Source organism: Planctopirus hydrillae (assembly GCF_001707835.1).
Classification (GTDB): domain Bacteria; phylum Planctomycetota; class Planctomycetia; order Planctomycetales; family Planctomycetaceae; genus Planctopirus; species Planctopirus hydrillae.
Map to the genome: position 1 here is coordinate 1 of NZ_LYDR01000003.1, position 1,455 is coordinate 1,455.

General features: G+C 64.9%; 1 protein-coding gene. It reads left to right on the forward strand.

All coding sequences use genetic code 11. From position 1 onward, the window contains the following. Positions 1-102 precede the first annotated feature (102 nt). Positions 103-1,440 (forward strand): IS4 family transposase, encoded by a 1,338-nt coding sequence (locus A6X21_RS00415; RefSeq protein WP_068845189.1) that lies wholly within the window; start codon positions 103-105, stop codon positions 1,438-1,440. The last annotated feature ends 15 nt before the right edge of the window (positions 1,441-1,455 follow it).

A 1,455-nucleotide genomic window follows, 5' to 3' on the forward strand; every position in this document is an offset into this window, starting at 1 on the left:
CCCATACGCACCAAGTTAAGGCGATTCGTCTTTACGAAAAGCAGAAACTCCTTCAAAAGACCTGGGTATCTGACATCCGGGTCCGGGAGAAGGAGTTTCCACATGCGGAGCATATCACAAGTGGCCAAGGTGTTGCACGAGGTCTTCGGAAATTGCGCCGATGAGGCCGACCAGGCCACTCAAGTCGTCCAGAGAACCCGCAAGTTTACGCCCCGCATTCTCGCCCGCACGTTCGTTCTGGCCTACCTCCAGAACCCGGAGGCCCGCTCCCCGCAGATTGCCGCCATGGCTGCCAACATCGGTGTGGACGTCTCTCCCCAGGCCGTCGACCAGCGGTTCACCCCGCGATTGGCGGCCTTCTTTGAACACCTCTTCCGCCGCATGACCCGCGTGGTGGTGGGGGCGGACAAAGCTCTGGCACCGCTCTTGGAACGCTTCACGCGGGTGGTCGTGCTCGACAGCACCACCATCGCCCTCCCCGACACCCAGCGGGAACGTTTCCGGGGCTGCGGGGGAGCCGCAGGCCGGGGACAGGCCGCCTTGAAGCTGCAGACGGAACTGGATCTGCGCACGGGAGCACTGCAGTCGATCAGGATCGAGGAGGGCCGCCAGACCGACGTCGCCACCGTGTTGCAACACGCGCCGGCCGAGAAGGGCCTGCTGCGGATCGCCGACCTGGGGTATTTCAGCCTTCCCGTGTTTGCGGCCCTCGCCGGGGCCGGGGCGTTCTTCCTGTCGCGGGCGCAGTATCACACCTCGCTGTGGATCGACGGCCGGAAGACGGGCCTCGTGGATTGGCTCAAGGGCTGCGGGGAAGCGCTGGTCGACCGGAAGGTGGAACTGGGTGCCGGGCAACGGCTGGCATGCCGGTTGATCGCCTGGAGGTTGCCGGCGGAGATGGTCGCACAGCGCCGCCGCAAGCTGCGGAGGAAGCATCAGAAAAAGACCGGAGGGACACCCTGCCAGGCAGCACTGGAGGCGTGCGGGTGGATGTTTCTGGTGACAAACGTGCCGCCGGAGAGGATGTCGGTGGCAGAGGCGGCAGTGCTGTACCGGTCGCGGTGGCAGATCGAGTTGCTGTTCAAACGCTGGAAATCGCTGGGACATATCGACCGCTTCGAGCCGGACGGGGATGTCGCCGGGATGGTGAAGTTCTGGGCCCGGCTGTGTGCGGTGCTGGCGCAGCACTGGTTGACGGTGGCAGCGGCGTGGTCGCCGGAAGGGAACCTGAGCCTGACGCGGATCACGCGGTTGACGCGAGAGGTGGCAGTGCAGTTGGGTTGGGCGCTCTCGCTTCCGGGACGCCGCCGGTTGGAAGAGGTGGTGGAGTTGCTGGCGCGGATGGCCCGAAGCGCCTGCCGCCGGAACAAACGCTCCCAGCCCGGCACCTTCGAACTCCTCCGCAATCCCGAACTGCTCAACTACGCCTTCAGCCCTTAACTTGATGCGTATGGG

Coding starts and splice junctions, on each gene's coding strand:
- A6X21_RS00415 (WP_068845189.1), top strand. CDS start 103: ATGCGGAGCATATCACAAGTGGCCAAGGTGTTGCACGAGGTCTTCGGA.